The sequence below is a fragment of the Fibrobacter sp. UWB13 genome, from assembly GCF_900177805.1.
In the GTDB taxonomy this organism is placed as follows: Bacteria; Fibrobacterota; Fibrobacteria; order Fibrobacterales; family Fibrobacteraceae; genus Fibrobacter.
Window position 1 is genome coordinate 1,481,786 of sequence record NZ_FXAX01000001.1, and the last position, 13,547, is coordinate 1,495,332.

Consider the following 13,547-nt stretch of genomic DNA (forward strand, 5'->3'; position numbering starts at 1 on the left):
ATATACAAAATTACGTAAATTTCCGCATTTTCCCCTAATTTTTCACGTAAAAAACGCACTTTTTCCAAATTTCGCACATCCGGCGGCATCTCGAGGCATTCTGCCGCCGCACAAAACAAAAAACTCTCTGCTCAGGAGTAAGAGCAAAGAGTTTTTAGTTGAGCTACCAGGATTCGAACCTAGACAAACAGAGTCAGAATCTGTTGTGCTACCGTTACACCATAGCTCATCAGTGCGCACCAATTTTAGAAAATAATTTTCAGCTTGGCAAGGGATAATTGAAAATTATTTTTCGTTTTGTAAAGTTGGCGGTTCAAAAGTCATCCATTGCTGGTCAAGAGTATCATTTTTCGGCAACTGGACGTGTGCAATTCTCACATAATCCTCAAAAGGAACGTCAGCTTCCTGGAGCGTCTTGACCACTTTCGGGTCACCCGAGTAAAGCACAATATCATGACCACCAGCCGGAAGGTCACCAATACGCAGCATATTGCAAGTCACTTCTCTCACAAAATGGCTCGTACCCTTCAGCCCCACAACAACGCTATTCACCATAGACATGCAATTAGTCGTCTTCGTGGTATCCGTATCATCAATGGCAAGCATAACACCACTGACAAGCACAGACGGCTTTACAAGGGTCGTATCGCCCACATCAAGCGTATCCTTCAAACCTTTAAGCTTCGAAGCACGAATGTAACGGCTCACACCTGCGAGTTCAACCTTTCCATCTTCTCCCAGCAAGCGGTATTCCATGCGAAGGCTATCATACGGAACTTTTTCCGGAGCAGGCAAGACCCAGCGGCCAGAATCATCTGTCACCGTCTGCATCATAAAGCCTACGGAATCGCCTTCAACAAAGTCAAAGCCGTACAAATCCGTAATCATCTGCACCTGAACATTCGAGCAAGCGCTATCGCCGCACTTCACAGTACCAGACAAATACGGCTTAGCCCTCTTCTTTTCTTCAAGCTTGATCAAGGAATCCACCTGCATCGTCGGGCTCCAGATAAACGGTCCCTTCGAAATCGTATCACCAGACTTAACCTCACCATCCATGTTCCATGTACGATAAATTAACGTATCGGCAACACCGGAATCGGCAAGTCGAGCCACAATCTGCGGATCGCCCGGGCAGAACCCAAGCCACCATTCACCGGCAGGAATCAGTATCGAGAACGAATCCCCAGCAAACACGCTCTGCGAGAACGGCGTACCCGGCACGTAGACCTTAAAGTGAGAGCCAACTGCCATCGACGGTTCGACGACGTCTTCGTAATAAAGCACGCTACTGAACACGGCTGCCTTTTCAAGCTTGATGCTATCCAAAGAGCCTGCACTCTTTGTTGCACGCGGCTGGTACGAGATTTCCTTGTACTCTGCATCGACAACAGCAAGCTGGAAAGTATCTGCAAATACAGAGTCAAACGAGAACACCCCCTGCGAGTCCGTCACAGTCTCGATATATTCAGATTCAGTAAGAGTATCACTTGCAGAAGGTTCACGGGCAACACGGACCATCGCCGCAACAGCACGAGAACCATCGGTACGAGTCACCACGCCACCAAGCGCAATCGTATTACCCGTATCCGTAACAGTACCTGCAACACCACCATTTTCACTTGTGCAAGCATACATGCAAGCACAAACTGCAACCAGCAGTCCAACATACGACTTAGCAAATTTCATGTTCATCCTCCTCGACGTCCGTCTCAGGTGGAAGATTCATCTTTTCCTTGCTCAGCGGGAAGAACTGGATGTTCAATTCACAAACCATGGATTCACCCTCGTCCGAGCGCACGATATCCACGATTTCCTTGCGGAACAAATCAATTTTGCTAATGATACGTTCCAAACCCTGCGCCGACACACTCATCGTCATACAAGATACATTTCTGCGTTCCGTACTGTAGTGATCCAACGCATCTTTACCCAAATCAATCATCTGCTTTTGGAACTGATGAACGAAAAGCGGGGCGATTTCACTGCCATTCGTAATTGCCTTGTTTACGGAATGGTAGAATCCATCTTCGCCGAGCTCTATAAGTCCCAAGTTGAGAAGGAGCTGGATAGTCTGTTTAGCCTGCGGGAGTGAAATTTTCGGATTCAAGAAGAGCGCGAGTTCCTGAATGTTCTTGTCGTTAATCTTCAAGACGGCTAGAGCTTCACGAGCCACAACGTAATACCACTTGCTGTAGTATTCCTGCTGGTTCTTGGTCAAGTTCTTGATAGTTCGCGGGAGGAGCGCGGACATCTGATCAAAGATCTGCTGCTTCGAAGACGCCGTAGTCGCATGCGTGAAATCCACCATCAAGGCGAAATATCGACCTTCCCTTTCGTTGAGCCCGAGAGCTTCGATAAACTTCGGGATCATCTGTTGAGTGAGCGACTTGCGGCCGCGAATCAAATCCAAGTAAAGACCGGACGAGGAATACCCAGCCTTCTTTGCAAAAGACCGGTACGAGAAATACCTCTGCACGGACTTACGATACTCGTAGTAGTCCTGGAGGTACTTTCGATAATTGTAGTAGGCATAAACGTTCATCGGAAGGAAATCTAATTTTTTTTGAGTTTTTTGGGAACACCTATTTTTGAAAATATCCCGTAAAAAAGCCCTATTCCATTCTGAAATCGACAAAAAAGAACACCTTGGGAACACTTTTTATTTTTGAAGTGATACGCTTTCAAAAAAAATTGCTTAATTTAAAGGAACACCCAATCCCATCCCTCGGACTTCCGGTTGTACTCCACCGGAAGTCCTTTTGTTTTTGACCCAAAGGGTCAAAAACAAAACGCGACGGCTCGGTCATACCCAAGCTAGCTTGGGTGCGACACTCGCCTTAGGCGTTTTTGCGTTATAGGCTCACGCATTTGTGTATTTTGGCGCAGCCCCCTTTCTAGCATCTCTCGCCTTAGGCGTTTGTGTTTATTCGCATTTCGTCATGCTGAGTGTAACGAAGCATCCAGTTACTTTTCATCATCAAACAAACTTCACGTTCGTTCAGGATGACAATTCCTAATTCCGACTTCCAAACTCCTAACGTTCAACCATTCCCCACAATCTTTTCTAAATTCACTACTAACTAAAAACATTGACTAGTAACTATTGACTAAAGACCAATAACCAACAACCATTAACTAATCCATGAAGATAAAAGAACTCGCCCTGGGAACACTGAGCCGCATTTTACGTTACGCAGGAATTCTTCTCCTTATATATATCAGCATGGTCTTTTACCTTGCTTTAACTGAACGCCGCAACGCCTTCCCTCGTGCCATCACACACAACGAAGCACGCACCGCCATCACAGACAAGGCAAGAGCCATCAACTGCACACTCGATGACGGAACAAAGCTCGAAGGTTTTGTTGTCGGAAACGAACAGAATAACGTTCTTCTCTACTACCCCGATGCAGACGAAGATGCAGCACAGTTCCTCGCCGAGCTAGACAGTCTTCCAGGCTTTGCCGCAGCTACATTCAACTACCGCGGAAGCGGCGAGAACAAAGGCACGCCATCACAGGAAACTTTTGAATCCGACGCAAAAATGATTTACGAATGCGCATCACAAATAAACGGAAACGCTCCAAAAGTTATTGCAGGTCGCGGCACAGGCGCCATTTTAGCGACAAAAATGGTCAAAAAGGAGAATATTACAATCTTGATTGACCCAGTTTGGAGCATTGCCAATGCGATTTCTGACAAATACCGTTTCCTTTACCCCAAATTTCTTGTTCGTGCAGACGTAAAGATCGAAAAAAAGGATATTTCGACCTCAAATAACATAGTAATCCTTTCAGATAGAGCCCGTTTTAATGACCGAACACAAGCAATTTCGCAAACTATAGTGGGTGTTAACTTGTCAAAGCGAGACTCAAAATCCCTTTCTGAAGCCATATTAGACGTGATTACGCGCAAATAAAGAAAAAATTTTTTCATTTGTTGCAATATTTTACTTTTTTATTATTATTTTTTATACAACAAATGTTATTGGTTACGAAAAAGCTATTTTTATCATTTGTACATGCTTTTTTCGTGAAATTCTTTGACATTTGGACTATAAATTTTTATTTTATCGTCAATCAAAAACAAACAAAAGAGGTGTAAATGGAAAACGTAATCGTTAAAATGGATGTTCGTGGATTCATCAGATTCCCGGAAGAAGCTGTCAAGGCTCTTAAGCTCGACAAGCTCGCCACTCAAACAAAAACTGAAGACGGTCGCACAGTTGATGTTGGTCCTTATGTAGATGTCGAAGTCGACCCGGTCGGCAAGCGCGTCGCAATCACTCCTATCAAAACTCCGAAGTCCACTTCTTTCCGTTTCATCAACGGCATTATCGGCTCCAAGTCCAAATTCCTCTATTTCAAGGGCGCATTCAACGCCATCGGTCTCCAGGTCGCCACTGGCGCTTACACATTGGTCAAGGAAGGCAACAAGTATGTCTTCACAGCAAAGGGCGCAAAGAAGAAAGGCGAATGGACGACTCTCGCTTGCCGTAACGCAGTGGGCAACAAGACTATGCTTTCCATCGATACCCGCGGTACAATCATTTTTGACCACAACACCAAAAATGCATTGAACACCAAGGAAAACAAGACGATGGTTGCTGAATACGATGCATCCAAGAAGACCTTCAAGCTCACATTCAGCAAGAACAAGGGTTTCATTAACGTCCGTACAATCGCTAGCCATGCCAATGCATCCTTCATGGGTACGCTTTCTTCTCACGGCATCGCTCTTCCGCTCAAGAGCTTCCGTACTGAAAGCCAGGTAGACAAGAACGTCCTCACGTTCAGCGTCGCCGCCCTTGTCGCACAGCAGAAGGCAGCAAAGAAGAAGTAATTCTTCGAGCTAGAGGGGAGATAAAATGATTGAAGTATTCAAAGTATTTTATCCGACTCATTACAACTTCGCCGCGCTCACTATATTATTAGTTCTGCTTTTAATATATCTGCTGACGAAGAAGAACTTCAAGTGGAGCATCATAACCTTAGTCCTGCTTGTGGCGTTCAATCTCGCTATTTACAAGCGCACTGCAGACAGGACTTGGACGATCACCATTGAACCGGAAGCATCCTCCGATCCTTATTATACCCCGCAGGCAAAGAAAATGACCTTCTCGGTACATAAGGACTGGACGATAACCGACGAAAAAGGCGAAGTCCACCACTGGTGCTGGGTAGAAGAATACTGGCAAGAATTTGCAAGCATCGACCTTGTCGCAAAGCTCTGGGGTGAAAACTCGAGCAAAAAGATGGTCAAATCCACCGAAGGTCGAGCAAGCGATATCAACGAGTAGCTTCTACTTACAAAAACCGCTTAAAGAGAAATCAACTTTAACCCACCATTTTCCATAGAGAGAATGGTGGGCTTTTTTATAAACTCGCCCGGAGAAGCAACGATTCCATTGGGCATATTCCAGATTCCCGAAATATGATGATGTCCATGGATACAGTAATCGCAGTGTTCCTTTTCCAACATGCGGTTTCCCCATTCCAGGTATTCATCAACCTTAATGACCCTAGTTTGACCATATTTGCGGCTGTTACGCCCCACAAAACGCGCAAGCCCCATTCCCCAATCAGGGTGGATTTGCTTGAAAAGGAAACGGTTTAACGGCAAGTCAAGGACTTTTCGCATAAAGCGGTAACCGTAATCAGACTTCGGAACTCCATCGCCATGGGTCAAATAAACACGCTTGCCCTGAATTTCAAGGATCAGGGATTTATGTACAGCCACGCCAAGACGCTTCGGGAAAAATTCTCCATACGCAAAGTCGTGATTCCCTTGCAAGACGTGGACTTCGACACCAGATTCTACAAGTTCCGCGAAGGCACGGTACAAATCCAAATGGGCAGAAGCAACATAATAACTATACTCGTACCAAAACTCAAAAAGGTCGCCAATGACAACGACATGGCTCGCCTTGCCTTTCCATGAGGAAAGCAACTGGATTAGTTTTTGTTCCCTGTCGGGGACCGCTCCAGGAGGGTCAATTCCCAAGTGTGCGTCACTTATAAAATAAGCAGGTAATTCCATAACTCCAATCTTAATAAAATCAAGAGCTTTCGTTTTTTTATATCTTTGAGACATGCGCTCCATCGTCAAAATTTTGTGTTTCACAACTGTTCTGGCAGCCATTTTTTCCGGTTGCTCCATGAAACTCACACAGGGCGACCTAGAGGGGATCCCGCTAACAGACGAAAAATTCAGCTTTTTCGGGAACATCCCATTTATTTATGGAGGCGATTCACTAGAACTATCCCACGACCTGCTACGAGCCTACACAAAAGCTGCCAGTGAAACGGATTTTCCAAGAAACTCCTGCCGCGGAGAAGCAACAATCAAGGCGACTGTAAAACAGAACGAGCCAAACTCCGCTTGGAATATTGGCGTACTCATTCCGCTTTGGCCCATCCTCCCCGTCAACGAATCCTGGACTTATGAACTTTCGGCACGCGTCTTTTGCAATGGGACACTCGTACGCCACGTGGAATTCATTGAGCAACAAGACGTTAACGCCATTTTATATGGGCGTCTCCGCACCGATCTCGTGAACAAGGCTTCCGACGAAATGCACCGCAAGCTCGTACAGCGCTTGGCGTTTGAACTCAACGCAAACAGACTTACCGATTTAAACAGCGTGAGCGACTATTAGCACTTAGTTATTAGTCATTGGTCTTTGGTTATAAATCTCTAGTTTAAAAAATGAAGCCCATATGCAATTATAAAACTAATAACTAATGACTAACGACCATTGACAAATTCTAATTACTATCTTTCGTCTATAGTCAATAGGGCAAAGCCCGTTCTTTCGTCTTAATCTAGTATGTCATACACTTTATACATCGTAGCAACTCCCATCGGGAACATGGAAGATATCACCTACCGCGCTGTGCGCATCCTTAAAGAAGTTCCCCTCGTCCTTGCCGAAGACACCCGCCATTCGAGAATTCTCTTTGACAATTACGGCATCACGACGCCCATGGAAGCCTACCATGACTTCAACAAAGAAAAGGTCACGCCCAAGTACGTCGACTTTTTGAAGAACACCGGCGACATCGCCCTCGTAAGCGATGCAGGAACGCCCGGCGTTGCAGACCCGGCATTCAATCTCGTACGCGAATGCGTCCGCGAAGGCATTGACGTTCGCGCCATCCCAGGACCATGCGCGATGATTACCGCACTCGTCTCTTGCGGCATGCCGACCGACCACTTTACGTTCCAGTATTTCTCTCCCAAGAAGAGCGCCCAGCGCATCCACTTGCTCGAGAAGTTGAAAGACGAAGAAGCTACTCAAATTTTCTACGCCAGCCCGCACAACATCGACAAGTTCGTCGAAGAAATCAAGCTTGTCTTTGGCGATATCAAGATTGCACTCATGCGCGAGCTCACCAAGAAGTTCGAGGAACACCTCATCGGAACGCCAACGGAAATTTCTGCGCACTTCAAATCGCACCCGCCCAAAGGCGAATTCGTACTCGTGTTCAATCCCCAAGACAAAAGCGGTCTTTAAGTTCTACCGACTAACGACTAATGACTATCGACCAGTTCCTAAACAAGCTTAAAGCTCTTCCGCGGGCTTACAAGATTTACATTGCAGTTCTTGTTGCAATAGAATTTGTGTTGTTCCTGTTGCGTCCGGACACGCCCGGGCTTTACACGCAGATTCCGCAGCTGTTGCCAATCATTGCCGCACTCCCGTTCTTGTTCATAAAGAACGTCCGCCGTCCGTTTGCGCGGTACATGAACACGTACGGCATCATCGTCTTTGCGTTCCTAGCCTTGGATTACCTCACGCGCAGCCATGCGGGGCTTTACCAGATTGTAACGACATTTATCCCGATGATGCTTTACTGGTTCGCGCTTTTTGCACGCTGGAACGTGAAGCTCTTTAAGCAAAAAGATGCACGCATCGCACTTGCACTCGCTACGATTTCCTGGGGATTTGTCGCATTCGCCTTCCCGCCTTTGCCGCTTGGTCCCGCCATGCTCGTGCTACTTGTTCCATGGTTCATCATGCTCAACAAGTACAATCGCGAGACTGCAGTCTTTGCGACATTCTGGGCAAGCATGGTCTACAACACCGTCAATTACTATTGGATCCGCAATGTGATGAACGTGGAAACTGCGCCTTCGGGACTTATCTTCCTTGGGCTTATCCTCCTCATCGCCTACTTGAGCTTGTTCAACGTCCTCGCCGCATTCGCTTACTCTACTGCAAAAAATTTAAAGATCAAGGGCAAGGCTTGCTTGTTAGCCCTCTTCCCGTTTTTCTTTGCGGGAATCGAAATGGTGCGCACAACAGGCGACTTCGCGTTCCCGTGGAACCACCTCGGTTACACATTCGGTAACCACCTCGAACTGATCCAGGCACTTTCCATCATCGGCGTGTTCGGCTACACAATTCTCATTGTCGCCTCGAACCAGATTGTCGCTTACGCCTTCTTGCAGAAGGGTCGCAAAAAGCTCGCACTATTTGCAATCCCGTTCGCGATTTTCATGGTGCTACTGACATACGGAAGTAGCGTACTTTCGGCACAAGAAGCAGCCCCGTACTACAACGCAAACGCCCCCGAAAACCCATCCATTGCAATGGTGCAGCCAAGCATTGCGCAAGGTGCCAAGTGGAGCAAAGCCCGTTTTGATTCCATCATCACCAAGACGTTCGGCATGGCAATGGACAGCACCCCCAGCGGAGCCAACCTGATACTCCTTGCCGAAACCGCTATTCCGGATCACCTCCGCAGGCAGCCGCAAGTTATCCGACGCTTGCATGAGATGGCAGACAGCAAGAATGCAAGCATCCTTACCGGGGCACTAGACTACAAGCGCGTTTCAGCCGACATCAACAACCCTCGCCGATTCGATATATACAACGCGTCATTCCTCTTTACACCTAACGATCCCTATTTCCCGAAACGCTATATCAAAAAGCATCTCGTGCCCTTTAGCGAACGCATCCCCTTTGATGATATATTCCCCATCTTAAACTACGTGGATCTCGGTGAAGGCGACTTTGTCCCCGGAAAAGAAACGCCTGTTTACGGACCATACAACTGGACGCCCTACATCTGCTACGACGCCATCTTCGGAGACCTTATCCGAGAAGCGATTCAAGCAGGTTCCCGCCTGATGGTAAACATCACCAACGACGGCTGGTTTGGACGGAGCACAGCCCCCTTCCAGCACCTGAACATCGTCCGCCATCTCGCCGTGACTTACGGTTACCCTGTCGCACGCATTGCAAACAGCGGCGTTTCAGCATTCATAGACCAGTACGGGCACTACGACCAGAACACCAACATTTTTGAAACGCGCGTCATCCAAAGAAAAGTGCCTCTCAAGACGAGAAGCACCTTCTATACATCTGTAGGCGAATTTGTCGAAAAAGCTTTGCTCTGGTTCTTTGCGATTTATCTTGTCGCGCTGTTTGCATTATCAAGAATTCAGAAAAAATTTAAATGAGTTATTAGTAGTTGGTCATCAGTCAATAGTTTAAAGCTTGGCACCGTTGGTGCGATTACTCAAAGCAACAGCATTGGGGGCCAGTGGCCCGCTTTGGGACGTTCCTTGAATTCCGCATTAGGCAAGAATTCCTTGAGTTTTAACGTCCATTCCGGCTGGACTGTCGCATCCAGTCTCCCATAAAGAACCTGGATATTCTCGCTGTTCGGAATAACAGATTCCACCTTGTGCGATGCCAAATACATAAGTCCTTTAGCTAAAGACGGAGCATCATACTTTTTGGCTTCATCGAACCAGTCGTCCTGCCAATCGCCAAAATCTTCCTCGAACAGTTCCATAAAAGCCTTGAGCGCAGGCTCCGTAGTCGTTTCGAGTTGGTGCGCCATAAAATGCAGATTCGGCACCGTCCAGTTGCCTATTTCATCGCAAAAATCAGCATATGGCGAAAGCAAAATCCACTTTTGTCCCTTTTGCGGACCCGCCGTAGAACACATTAACGACAAAGCACCAAGCCCCCATGCCACAACCGTAGACGCCTTCTTAAACTCCGGAATATCCTCAGGCTTTTCCAAAAATTCAGCCAACTGGCTATATTGCACATAATTATGGTTCGCTGAAGGAGCTACGTCCATCAGATCATCTTCCCAAATACCGAGATTCGAGGCCCAATCAGGCAGCCAGATCCATTTTTCGCTCATATTCAACCTCACTTATGTGAAGAGCCTACTAAACACACTCGAAACTACAAATAAACGTAGCTCTATAGGTATATATATCCAATTTTCGCTTTGATAGCAACTCCTAAAAAAAGTATTTTACAATTCGTATTATTTGTTTACTTCTGAAGACAAAACATTGTATATTATCCGTATACAAAATGTAGGAAACCTTTAAAGAGATTTTAGAACTATGAGACATTTGATTCCTTCTCTCTGCTTAGCACTCCTTCTGGCGGAAACGGCCTGTTCCGCACCCAATGCGGTAAAACGCAACGCTTCCGACACTCGTCAGAAGAATGCAGCCACACGCCAAAGAGCAGAAAGCGCCTACAATGAATTAGACGGTTTCGGTTCCACGACGGCGTCTACCGCAAAATCAACCACAGTCTCTGCACCTACTGCATTCAATGCCAGCGCACCGTCACAGGCAGTAAGCAACAAGTCAGCGGCAGTCTCTGAAGCTACCACGGAAACTTATGCCAACGCAAGCGCCATTCAGGATATCGGTACGCCGGTAATTATGGTCTCGCCCAACCTGACTCTGAAAGACGGTGTTCCTGATCTCTCTAGCGAAAGCCCTTACTCCCGCACCACGGCAGAAGCCATTAACGGCTACCTCACCAAGAAGAACTACGAAGTCAAGTCCGTTAACGGTCAGGCAGAACTGAGCAGCATTCTCCAAATGCAAAGCGACATCGCCAACACCGAAGATGACTTGTCTTACCTCGCCAGTATCGCTCTTGATGCAGATATCTATATCAAGTACTCTCCGGAAGTCACAAACGACGAAGTTTCTGTCGAAGTATCTGCATACGAGACATCGACCGCCCGTCTCCTCGGCTCGCAAACATCAGTCGTACGCAACAACGGGCATACGTCTAAAATCAACATCAATTCAAATATCGGTGCCGCAGTCCGCAAGGCAATGCCCGGACTTGAACAGAAAATTCTCGGCTACTGGAAGATGGACCTCGCCAAAGGCACTCAGTACAAGGTCGTAGCCAACATCAAAGGCGAATACTCCGATAGCCAGACCGAAGACCTTCACGATGCCATCATGAAAGGCCTCAAGAGCAATTTCAGTTCCGTAAAGGTCAACGTGATGACCGCCAAGACACTTGATTTCGTCATCTACGCCAATCCCTTAAAATACAAGGATTCCCAGGAAGTCTATACCAAGATTAGACAGATCCTGAAGCCTATTACGGAAACCAAGAAAAACAACATCACTCGTAAGCTGATTTTGATGGAGCTGAACTAGTAATGAATATTAAAAGCCTTATCCTTTGCGCTTGTCTCGCGGTAGTCCCGGCTTTGGCAGGGAAAATCGTCACTTATACCGCCACCTCGACAGTTTCTCAGGAAGACGCGAACAATTCTGCCATGGCAGGTGTCGCAAAGCAAATCAAGTCGCAGGTTAACGCCACTCAGACTCTTACCAAGTACGAAGACATCAACGATGGAAAGAGCGTCCTTGGCGAAACATACAGGTCCAAGAGCAATGTCAAGAGCGACGTTGTCCTCAAAGGCGTCACAGTAACTCCTATAAAAGTGGATAAGGGATTTAAGGCAACCGCAACTCTCGACATGGACGAATATACGGCAAGCCTCCAGTTCCGTTTAAAGACTCTCCAGCAAGAAATTGCACAACTCGAAAAGTCTGCACGCAAGGCAATCGACACCCGCATTTATGTCAATGCAGCGACGGATTTGGAAACAGCCGAAGACAAGGTCAACGAATACAATTTCTACTTGCTCCAGCTCGCAGATATCTACCCTCTCAACGACAGCCATCGCTTGCAACATGGGCTCCCAGAAATCGAAAAGCTTCTCGAAGCAAGGCTTTCGAGCATTACGATTACAATGACTTCTGAACAGGATTTTGAACTGACCCGTGCAGAAATGCCGACTTGGAGCGTAATCGTCAAGGACTCTATTGGTCCAGTGCCAAGTTTCCCGCTCATCGCCCGCCAGAGCAAAACACTCTCCGAACGCCGCACACAGAAGAACGGTACCGCCACATTCAACCTCCGCAACGTGAACTTTGAAAAAGGTCCGTACGTGATTGTGGTAGAACCGAACCTCCCGCTTGAACTTCTGAAAAAGACCGGTTTAAGAAACACTCTCGAAGTTCCTTACCGCGTGCGCCAGTCTCGCTGCTACGTCAAGATTGATTGCGAAATGATTGCAAATGCCTGCAACGCTCTGGAAAACGCCCTTTCCAAGAAGTCCATTTTTGTGACGACAGAAGAAGACTCTAATGCCCCAGAACTCAAAGTGGATATCGAAAACACCTTTAGAGGCAGACTCGGATTCATTTCGTCCTTTGACTTTACCATCTCCATCAAGGGCGACAAAGTCAACTTCTTCACAACAGCAAAGGGTGTCGGCAGAAACGAAGTCGATGCAACAGTCAGCGCTCTCCGAAAGACGGATTTCACGCCGCTCCAGAAGCAGCTGATGCCGATTTGCGGAAAGTAGTTGGTATGACACCAAACTAAAAATGTATCTTTACAAAGCCGCTGGTTAGCGGCTTTTTCTATGTCAAAAAGAATTTTATCGATACTGTTCATTCTGTTGCTCGCAATACCTGTTGCGGCAAGTTTTAAAGTAAACAAGGCGGGGCTCCCAAAGCGCCCGCAGAACAGTTACGTGTACGATGAAGACCGTTTGCTCACAAAGCAAGAAGTGCTATTCATCAACGTACTTTCTGAAGAGCTTTACAAGAAGGCAGGCTTTGGGCTTGCGGTAGCACTCATCCATGATATCGGCTTTGCAGACTTTAGAGATTACGCTTTGAACATTGCCGAAAGCTGGGGCGTTGGCGGCAAATCGAACGAAGGCGTCCTGATTTTTGCGGCGATGAAACAGCACAAGCGCAGTGTCGAAGTCGGTTACGGCGCCGAAGGTTACTTGCCCGACGTGCTCGTGGAACGGCTCCAGCAAAAGACAATTGTCCCTGCATTTAGGGTTGAAAAATATGGTCAAGGAGTCATAACGCTCGCTTGGGAAATTGCGCAAGTCGTCGCCAAGGAAAAAGGCATCACGCTTGAAGTCAATACCGACCAGCTCCCGCAAGAAGAAGAAAACAGCCCATTCGGACTCGCACTCATTATTTTCGTGATTCTGTTCCTGCTTGTTTCGAAGAATGGCGGCGGACGCGGAAATGGTTGTCTCTGGTTCTTGCTCGGGAACGCCCTCAGCAACAGCAGTCGTGGCCACCACCGCGGTGGTTTTGGCGGTGGATTTGGAGGATTTGGCGGAGGCGGCTTTGGTGGCGGTTTCGGCGGTGGATTTGGTGGAGGCAGTTTTGGCGGAGGCGGCTCCGGCGGAAGCTGGTAATTTAGAGGTTCCCTT

General features: G+C 47.2%; 13 protein-coding genes and 1 tRNA gene. 9 read left to right on the top strand and 5 right to left on the bottom strand.

Features of this window, described 5'->3' with window-relative positions; all coding sequences use genetic code 11:
• Window positions 1-158: 158 nt before the first annotated feature.
• From B9Y77_RS06200 to B9Y77_RS06210, 3 genes are all read right to left on the bottom strand, one after another.
• Window positions 159-229, bottom strand: a tRNA-Gln gene (locus tag B9Y77_RS06200).
• A 56-nt stretch (window positions 230-285) separates the two neighbouring features.
• Window positions 286-1,689, bottom strand: a complete 1,404-nt coding sequence (locus tag B9Y77_RS06205) for a hypothetical protein (RefSeq protein WP_073423272.1) — start codon at window positions 1,687-1,689, stop codon at window positions 286-288.
• Window positions 1,676-2,545, bottom strand: coding sequence for a TIGR02147 family protein (locus B9Y77_RS06210; protein ID WP_073423273.1), 870 nt, complete (start codon window positions 2,543-2,545; stop codon window positions 1,676-1,678). The genes B9Y77_RS06205 and B9Y77_RS06210 overlap by 14 nt, the downstream gene beginning before the upstream one ends.
• Window positions 2,546-3,145: 600 nt before the next feature.
• Here B9Y77_RS06210 and B9Y77_RS06215 point away from each other — a divergent pair.
• The 3 genes from B9Y77_RS06215 (at window position 3,146) to B9Y77_RS06225 (ending at window position 5,302) form a co-directional block, all read left to right on the top strand.
• Window positions 3,146-3,922, top strand: a complete 777-nt coding sequence (locus B9Y77_RS06215; protein ID WP_085490862.1) for an alpha/beta hydrolase — start codon at window positions 3,146-3,148, stop codon at window positions 3,920-3,922.
• Window positions 3,923-4,107: 185 nt separating this feature from the next.
• The gene (locus B9Y77_RS06220; RefSeq protein WP_085490863.1) at window positions 4,108-4,845 is read left to right on the top strand and encodes a hypothetical protein; all 738 of its coding nucleotides are present in this window, start codon (window positions 4,108-4,110) and stop codon (window positions 4,843-4,845) included.
• Window positions 4,846-4,870: 25 nt separating this feature from the next.
• A complete protein-coding gene (locus B9Y77_RS06225) occupies window positions 4,871-5,302 on the top strand; it encodes a hypothetical protein (RefSeq protein ID WP_085490864.1) in 432 nt (143 codons plus the stop codon).
• Window positions 5,303-5,322: 20 nt separating this feature from the next.
• Here B9Y77_RS06225 and B9Y77_RS06230 read toward each other — a convergent pair whose 3' ends face one another.
• Entirely contained in the window at window positions 5,323-6,042 is a 720-nt protein-coding gene (locus B9Y77_RS06230; protein WP_073423902.1) for a UDP-2,3-diacylglucosamine diphosphatase, read from the bottom strand.
• Window positions 6,043-6,160: 118 nt separating this feature from the next.
• Between B9Y77_RS06230 and B9Y77_RS06235 the strand changes: the two genes are divergently transcribed.
• From B9Y77_RS06235 to lnt, 3 genes are all read left to right on the top strand, one after another.
• On the top strand, window positions 6,161-6,661 hold the full coding sequence (locus B9Y77_RS06235) for a hypothetical protein (protein WP_244536439.1): 501 nt from the start codon (window positions 6,161-6,163) through the stop codon (window positions 6,659-6,661).
• Between the two features lie 171 nt (window positions 6,662-6,832).
• The gene (gene rsmI, locus B9Y77_RS06240; protein WP_073423278.1) at window positions 6,833-7,519 is read left to right on the top strand and encodes a 16S rRNA (cytidine(1402)-2'-O)-methyltransferase; all 687 of its coding nucleotides are present in this window, start codon (window positions 6,833-6,835) and stop codon (window positions 7,517-7,519) included.
• A 20-nt stretch (window positions 7,520-7,539) separates the two neighbouring features.
• The gene (lnt, locus tag B9Y77_RS06245) at window positions 7,540-9,471 is read left to right on the top strand and encodes an apolipoprotein N-acyltransferase (RefSeq protein WP_254899944.1); all 1,932 of its coding nucleotides are present in this window, start codon (window positions 7,540-7,542) and stop codon (window positions 9,469-9,471) included.
• A gap of 59 nt (window positions 9,472-9,530) precedes the next feature.
• Here lnt and B9Y77_RS06250 read toward each other — a convergent pair whose 3' ends face one another.
• Window positions 9,531-10,169: an alpha/beta fold hydrolase gene (locus tag B9Y77_RS06250; protein WP_073423279.1), complete on the bottom strand. Its 639-nt coding sequence runs from the start codon at window positions 10,167-10,169 to the stop codon at window positions 9,531-9,533.
• A gap of 211 nt (window positions 10,170-10,380) precedes the next feature.
• On the opposite strand from B9Y77_RS06250, the gene B9Y77_RS06255 reads away from it, so the two are divergent.
• From B9Y77_RS06255 to B9Y77_RS06265, 3 genes are read left to right on the top strand one after another with little or no spacing between them, the layout of a single operon-like run.
• Window positions 10,381-11,451, top strand: coding sequence for a hypothetical protein (locus tag B9Y77_RS06255; protein WP_085490865.1), 1,071 nt, complete (start codon window positions 10,381-10,383; stop codon window positions 11,449-11,451).
• A 2-nt stretch (window positions 11,452-11,453) separates the two neighbouring features.
• Window positions 11,454-12,671, top strand: a complete 1,218-nt coding sequence (locus B9Y77_RS06260; RefSeq protein WP_085490866.1) for a hypothetical protein — start codon at window positions 11,454-11,456, stop codon at window positions 12,669-12,671.
• A gap of 60 nt (window positions 12,672-12,731) precedes the next feature.
• Window positions 12,732-13,532 carry a TPM domain-containing protein gene (locus tag B9Y77_RS06265; RefSeq protein WP_085490867.1) on the top strand — a complete coding sequence of 267 codons (801 nt, stop codon included), beginning with the start codon at window positions 12,732-12,734 and terminating at the stop codon, window positions 13,530-13,532.
• Window positions 13,533-13,547: the final 15 nt, after the last annotated feature.

Coding starts and splice junctions, on each gene's coding strand:
- B9Y77_RS06210 (WP_073423273.1), bottom strand. CDS start 2,545: ATGAACGTTTATGCCTACTACAATTATCGAAAGTACCTCCAGGACTAC.
- B9Y77_RS06230 (WP_073423902.1), bottom strand. CDS start 6,042: ATGGAATTACCTGCTTATTTTATAAGTGACGCACACTTGGGAATTGAC.
- B9Y77_RS06215 (WP_085490862.1), top strand. CDS start 3,146: ATGAAGATAAAAGAACTCGCCCTGGGAACACTGAGCCGCATTTTACGT.
- B9Y77_RS06260 (WP_085490866.1), top strand. CDS start 11,454: ATGAATATTAAAAGCCTTATCCTTTGCGCTTGTCTCGCGGTAGTCCCG.
- B9Y77_RS06265 (WP_085490867.1), top strand. CDS start 12,732: ATGTCAAAAAGAATTTTATCGATACTGTTCATTCTGTTGCTCGCAATA.
- B9Y77_RS06235 (WP_244536439.1), top strand. CDS start 6,161: ATGAAACTCACACAGGGCGACCTAGAGGGGATCCCGCTAACAGACGAA.
- B9Y77_RS06225 (WP_085490864.1), top strand. CDS start 4,871: ATGATTGAAGTATTCAAAGTATTTTATCCGACTCATTACAACTTCGCC.
- B9Y77_RS06250 (WP_073423279.1), bottom strand. CDS start 10,169: ATGAGCGAAAAATGGATCTGGCTGCCTGATTGGGCCTCGAATCTCGGT.
- rsmI (WP_073423278.1), top strand. CDS start 6,833: ATGTCATACACTTTATACATCGTAGCAACTCCCATCGGGAACATGGAA.
- B9Y77_RS06220 (WP_085490863.1), top strand. CDS start 4,108: ATGGAAAACGTAATCGTTAAAATGGATGTTCGTGGATTCATCAGATTC.
- B9Y77_RS06205 (WP_073423272.1), bottom strand. CDS start 1,689: ATGAAATTTGCTAAGTCGTATGTTGGACTGCTGGTTGCAGTTTGTGCT.
- B9Y77_RS06255 (WP_085490865.1), top strand. CDS start 10,381: ATGAGACATTTGATTCCTTCTCTCTGCTTAGCACTCCTTCTGGCGGAA.
- lnt (WP_254899944.1), top strand. CDS start 7,540: ATGACTATCGACCAGTTCCTAAACAAGCTTAAAGCTCTTCCGCGGGCT.